At 46.3% G+C, this 6,774-nt stretch carries 4 protein-coding genes; all 4 read left to right on the top strand.

Annotation, left to right across the window (positions count from 1 at the left end; genetic code table 11):
- Nucleotides 1-100: 100 nt before the first annotated feature.
- The 4 genes from F6K46_RS26460 to F6K46_RS26445 all read left to right on the top strand — a co-directional run bounded on the left by F6K46_RS26460 (nt 101) and on the right by F6K46_RS26445 (nt 6,632).
- Entirely contained in the window at nt 101-502 is a 402-nt protein-coding gene (locus F6K46_RS26460) for a hypothetical protein (protein WP_293062614.1), read from the top strand.
- 422 nt (nt 503-924) lie between these two features.
- A complete protein-coding gene (locus F6K46_RS26455; RefSeq protein WP_293062612.1) occupies nt 925-1,329 on the top strand; it encodes a hypothetical protein in 405 nt (134 codons plus the stop codon).
- An 844-nt stretch (nt 1,330-2,173) separates the two neighbouring features.
- Entirely contained in the window at nt 2,174-4,441 is a 2,268-nt protein-coding gene (locus F6K46_RS26450) for a peptidase domain-containing ABC transporter (RefSeq protein WP_293062610.1), read from the top strand.
- Nucleotides 4,442-5,132: 691 nt separating this feature from the next.
- Nucleotides 5,133-6,632: an HlyD family efflux transporter periplasmic adaptor subunit gene (locus F6K46_RS26445; RefSeq protein ID WP_293062608.1), complete on the top strand. Its 1,500-nt coding sequence runs from the start codon at nt 5,133-5,135 to the stop codon at nt 6,630-6,632.
- The last annotated feature ends 142 nt before the right edge of the window (nt 6,633-6,774 follow it).

Here is a 6,774-nt window from a genome sequence, read left to right as displayed (position 1 = left end):
AAGGGGTAAGCCAAGTTAACTGTCGGCAGCTTACCCTTCTACCTGGAACAACCATTGCCTTCCAGGAAAATTAAGTAAATTCTAATCAAGGAGAACCATCATGTCAAACATCGACAAAATCACTGCCAATGAAGAACTTTTCACTGAATTAACTCCCGAACAAGGGGCGGTCGTAGAAGGTGGTCTGTTCATATTAATCGATCAAATTCAAGCGATTAAGGCTGGTGCTGACTTCATCGGTAAAGACGACACCTATATCACCATTAATGGCAACAAGATCTGGGGAGATAAATCTTTTTCTACAGGTCAGACTCGCACTGTCAACCAAGGCACATCGACTCCTGGTTCTTTTGCAAGGGTTCAACTTTTTGATAAAGATCGCTTTTCTCGTGACGATCGCATGGGAGGTTTTACTGCATTTAACACCTTCGGTTCTCAACGAAGAGCGCGAGTAAGTGGAAGTGGTTCTACCTACGATATTTACTACCGCGCTTTTGCCTAAACCAAAAATCACAGCCATCAGTAACTTACTTTGGCTGTGACATTCTCAGCTAAAAGTGAATAGTCAGGGGCGCAAGCTCAACACAGTATCGGGTCAGGGGAAACAGTCCCCTGACCCCTTTTTTGGCTCTACCAAACCTTGCTCAAGATCAGATCCCCAATCGAGATCTAACACTCTGAGCAGGACGGCGATGCTGCTTCCTTAGGGTTGCCAAAGATAGCAACCCCATTGAGAGTTGCGTACGCCTTTTTTTTTGCGGTCTTAATATGAAGTTTTGTAAATTGCTGCGTAAGTTCGAGATCTTTCCCTGACAAGTCAATAGAAGGGGTAAGCCAAGTTAACTGTCGGCAGCTTACCCTTCTACCTGGAACAACCATTGCCTTCCAGGAAAATTAAGTAAATTCTAATCAAGGAGAACCATCATGTCAAACATCGACAAAATCACTGCCAATGAAGAACTTTTCACTGAATTAACTCCCGAACAAGGGGCGGTCGTAGAAGGTGGTCTGTTCATATTAATCGATCAAATTCAAGCGATTAAGGCTGGTGCTGACTTCATCGGTAAAGACGACACCTATATCACCATTAATGGCAACAAGATCTGGGGACATAAATCTTTTTCTACAGGTCAGACTCGCACTGTCAACCAAGGCACATCGACTCCTGGTTCTTTTGCAAGGGTTCAACTTTTTGATAAAGATGGCTTTTTGAATCCTGACGATCCCATGGGAGGTTTTACCGCATATAACACCAATGGTTATCAACGAAGAGCGCGAGTAAGTGGAAGTGGTTCCACCTACGATATTTACTACCGCGCTTTTGCCTAAACCCAAAATCACAGCCATCAGTAACTTACTTTGGCTGTGACATTCTCACCATAAAGTCAATGGTGAGTGATCTACACCTCTGTGGTGAATCGCTTCAGCTCGAACAAGCCATCTCAGGGGCGCAAGCTCAACACAGTATCGGGTCAGGGGACTGTTTCCCCTGACCCCTTTTTTGGCTCTACCAAACCTTGCTCAAGATCAGATCCCCAATCGTGATCTAACACTCTCAACAGGACTGCTGCTATCAGGTTTGTTTTTACCGTCTTCATGTGAACTTTTATAAATGGCTGCGTAAGTTCCTGAGGTTTCCCTGACAAGTCTATAGAAGGGGTAAGCCAAGTTAACTGTCGGCAGCTTACCCTTCTAGCTGGAACAACCATTGGCTTCCAGGAAAATTAAGTCAAGTTCAATCAAGGATAAAAACTATGTCAAACATCGACAAAATCACTGCTAATTAATAAGTGTTCACTAAATCTAAATCCCGAAGAAGGGGCTGTCCTAGAAGGTGGTCTGTTCATAGTAAGGCTTCTAGAATTTAGATGGGTTTGCCCCAGTTAAACACTTAACTTAAACACTTAACTTAAACACTTAATTCAAACACTTAACTAATAATTATACTCATAATTATTGGGACTTTGACATTTTTGGGTACCTTTAGAGGCTGAAAACCTCTAAAGGCAAGGTAAAAATCAATTGCCTAAAAAGGCCTGAAAGTGAATACTGACTTATCTACCCCTCGCGCCCTTCGGATCTCGGTGATCGGCCATTTTAGTGTAAGATTTTTTCACGGTTAGATAAAGTCCGGGACAAAGCCCCAACTTCTCCCCTACCATTCGCCCTAAAGATGAGATACCCAATTGTCCTCCAACATAGTGAAGAAGACTGCGGTGCAGCTTCCATCGCCACCATTGCCAAGCATTACGGACGCACCTTTGCCATCAGTCGTGTGAGGGAAGCAGTAGGCACTGGCTCCCGAGGAACTACTTTGCTCGGATTGAGCCGAGGAGCAGAAGTCTTGGGATTCAACTCCCGCCAAGTCAAAGCCACTGATCAAATTATCGATCGCATTAATGAAGTACCCTTGCCAGCCATCATCCATTGGAAAGGCTACCACTGGGTGGTATTATATGGCAAAAAAGGAAAAAAATATGTGATTGCAGACCCTGGAGTAGGGGTACGCTACCTCACTCGCAGAGAGTTAATCGAGGGTTGGGGTAACGGCATCATGCTGTTACTGACCCCCGACGACAGCCGCTTTTATCAGCAACAGAACGATAAAGTTGGTGGGTTTGGGCGCTTTATTGCCCGGGTCTGGCCCTATCGCTTCATTTTAGCCCAAGCCATTAGCATCAACTTTGCTATTGGACTGCTCTCCCTGGCCTCCCCCTTGATGATGCAACTGCTCACCGATGACGTGCTGGTGCGGGGGGATACCCAACTGCTTACCACTGTGGCCATTGGGGTGATTGCCATGAACCTGTTTAGCAGTGCCATCGGTTTGGTCCAGTCTCACCTGATCGGTCACTTCGGCCAACGGCTGCAATTAGGCCTGATCATGGAATACGGGCGAAAACTCCTGCGCTTGCCCCTATCTTACTTTGAAGGACGGCGCAGTGGGGAAGTGGTCAGCCGCATTGCTGACGTGGATGCTATCAATAATCTAGTTTCCCAAATTGTCCTCGGTTTGCCCAGCCAATTTTTTATCGCCTTGGTTTCCTTGGCCTTGATGATCTTCTACAGTTGGGAACTGACTCTGGCTTCGATTGGTGCCTTTGTGATCGTTACTATCGTCAATCTGCTTTTCCTGCCTGCCTTGCGCGCCAAAACCCGCAACATGATCGTCTTAGGCACAGAAAACCAAGGCTTTCTGGTAGAAACGTTTCGGGGGGTGCAGGTCCTAAAAACCACCCCAGCTACCCCTCAAGCTTGGGGAGAGTATCAAAGCAATTACGGTCGCCTGGCCAACCTGGGCTGGGGTATGATGAAGCTGGGGCTTTACAGCAGTACAATCACCAGCATTCTTTCCACATTTACTTCCATTGCTGTACTGTGGTTGGGCAGTTACCTGGTGATCAATCAGACATTATCCATCGGTCAGTTGCTGGCCTACAATGGCATGAGTAGCAACTTTCTGGGCTTCTTGGGGGCGGTAATCGGGCTAGTGGATGAATTTATTACTGCCCAGGTGGTTATCCAACGCCTGACGGAAGTGATCGATGCCACCCCAGAAGATGAGAATGACTTCAAAAAGCCCTGGGCTGAAATTCCCGGCAATGCAGAAATTACCTGCAGTAAGCTCAACTTTCACCACTCTGGTAGAGTTGACCTCCTCCAAGATTTCTCCCTCACTATCCCTGGCGGTAAAGTCATTGCCCTGATTGGTAAATCTGGCTGTGGCAAAAGTACCTTAGCCAAAGTGATGGCTGGTTTGTATTCTCTCCAGTCTGGCAATATCCGCTATGGCCTCTACAACCAGCAAGACCTCTCCCTGGAATGCTTGCGGCAGCAGGTAATATTAGTACCACAAGAACCCCACTTCTGGAGTCGCTCCATCATTGACAATTTCCACTTTAGCTATCCCCAGGTCACTTTTGAGCAGATTGTCAAAGCTTGCGAGATAGCTGGGGCTGACTCTTTCATCAGCGAACTACCCGACAAATATCAAACGGTTTTAGGGGAATTTGGTGCCAATCTCTCTGGGGGCCAAAGGCAACGATTGGCTATTGCTAGAGCTATAGTGACTGACCCACCAGTCCTAATTTTAGATGAATCCACTGGTGCCCTCGATCCAGTCAGCGAAGCTCAAGTGTTAGATCAATTACTATCCTCTCGCCAAGGCAAAACCACTATTATGATTAGTCATCGCCCGAAAGTGATTCAGCGAGCCGATTGGATTATCATGCTCGAAAAAGGAAAATTGCAAATCCAAGGCACTCCAGAAGAGTTACACTCTCTGGCTGGGGATCACTTAGACTTCCTCGATGATTTTGTTCCTTCAACTAAGAATTTAGTCATGTTGGCTTCAGGCTCTGACTCTTCTGTTAATGGTACTTCTCTTAATGGTAATTATAGCAGTTCTCAATTCGGTGATATACCTCGTCCTGGGTTTTAGGGAACAGGAATCCCCCCTAATATCAAGTCTGGTTGAATACCCATAATTAAGGAGAGGGTGGGGAGGGTGGGGAGATGGGGAGATGGGGAGATCGGGAGATTTTTATTAAGCGATGCAGCGCGGTCTTGGGGGTTTCCCCCATGAGCGACTGCATCAAGACAGGGTAATTATCCTGACATGATATAACCCTCCTACCAGAAGGCGGGAAGGAGAAGTGGTAAAAAAACCTGTGTACCTCATCAGTATAATAATTGCTATATGGTTACTAAAACTGATTAAAACTTGCTTCAAATTTAACTATAGCGATTTGCAGATAAGTTAATTATGAAAATGTGGTAAAAAAGATAAATTTTAATTATTAATTGGCAATAATATAGCGTTTATAGGACTCATGAGGTACACATTATTTTTTCCCTCTTCCCACCTCCGACTTCCCACTTACGACTTCCCTGCTCCCTGCTCCCTGCTCCCTGCTCCCTAAAAACCAGAAATTTGTACCTCACAAGTCGTAGAATTGCTATAAATAACTTAGGTTGGATGCCAACTGCTCTATTACCAGATCCGCTGTTCCCAGATCCGCTGTTCCCAGATCCGCTGTTCCCAGATCCGCTGTTCCCTAAAAAACCATAAATATACTTAACAAAGTCGCAAACCTCTAGAAATTTATCTAAATTAAACTTTCATAATTATTATGATTAGCAACTACGAGAATCAGGTTCTACCCCCAATTCAAGAAAACGAATTTTTACCACCAATTGGTCGTTGGATTCAGTTTGGCGGACTGTTTATTGTGGCTACGCTAGCCCTAGCAATTCCCATTGGCTCTGTGACCAAATATAAGGAAACGGTAAAAGCACAGGCTTCTTTCCGTCCTGCGGGTGAATTGCGAATTGTTCAAGCGGCAACAGAGGGTCAGGTGATGAACATTTCTGTGGAAGAAAATCAAGTGGTCAAAAAAGGAGATGGGCTGGCCACTATCGATGACTCTCGCCTTCAAACTAAAAAAAGCCAACTGCAAAGCAATATCGGGCAAGTCCAGTTACAACTGGTTCAAATCAAAGCCCAAATTAGTGCCCTCAATAGTCAGATCCAAGCAGAAACTAACCGGAGCAACCGTGCTATTGCCTCCGCAAAAGCTGAACTAGACCACCGCCGCCGGGACTATCGAGACCGGAAGATTACCACTGTGGCTGAAGTCTCTGAAGCCGAGGCTCAGTTAAGGCAAGCCCAGGAACAATGGCACGGAGCCCAGGCTAGGTTAAAGTCCACTAAGGCCAACTTGAGGTCAACTAAAGCTGGCTTAAATGCAGCCCGGTCGAAGCGAAACCGATATCAGCCCATTGCTGAAGTGGGAGCCCTGTCCCAGGATCGATTTGAGGAAGCACAACTGGTGGTCCAGCAGCAAGAACAAGCGGTCGAGGCCCAAAAAGGCCTAGTTGAAGAGCAAAAACAAACCATAAAACAGCTACAACAAGGGGTTAAGGCGGCTCTTGCCAGACTACAGCGGGCGAAAGCTGCTCTCAATCCCAGCAGCTCAGAAGTAGCGATCGCGTCTGAACGGATTGCCCAAGAAAAAGCCACTGGTGAAGCTACTCTGGCTAGGTTAAACAAAGAACGGGAAGCCCTGATCCAACAGCGGATTGAAATCAGCAAACACCTAGAGCGGGATTCCCGCGAACTTAAACAAGTAGAACTCGACCTCAGCCAAACTGTGATTACTGCCACAGCAGACGGGATTGTTTCTAAGCTAAATTTGCGCAACCCTGGTCAAACTGTGCGCTCTGGAGAGGAAATTGCCCAAATTGTTCCCGGTGATGCACCCTTGAAAATAAAGGCAGTGGTGTCACCAAGCGATATTGGCAAGTTGGCAGAAGGTCAAAAGGTTCACATGCGGGTATCTGCCTGTCCTTATCCAGATTATGGTACCCTCAAGGGTTTAGTCAGCCAAATTTCCGAAGATACTATTAAACCCCAAAGTAATGGTGCTAGGGCAAGTGCTTTAAGCCAGAAGGGGCGTGGTGCTAGTGCTTTCTACGAGGTGACGATCTCTCCAGAAAGCCATGTCCTCGGTAAAGGCAAAAACCAGTGTTCCCTTCAATTGGGAATGGAGGGCAGAGCCGATATTATTTCTAGAGAAGAGACTGTGCTAAGATTCCTGCTCAGGAAGGCAAGGCTGGTCACCGACTTGTAATGTCATCTGAAACCTGTTCCCTCTTAGAGGATATCTGAAAAGTTTTTTGATACTGAATTTTGCCCCCCTAGCCCCCCAACTTTGGGGGGAACAAGAGTCAATTTGCTTCTAAAAGTCCCCCAAAATTGGGGGACCAACGGGG

The organism is Moorena sp. SIO3E8 (genome assembly GCF_010692445.1).
Classification (GTDB): domain Bacteria; phylum Cyanobacteriota; class Cyanobacteriia; order Cyanobacteriales; family Coleofasciculaceae; genus Moorena; species Moorena bouillonii.
The sequence above is the reverse complement of the archived record's forward strand: the minus strand, read 5'-3'. Positions and strand labels throughout refer to the sequence as shown.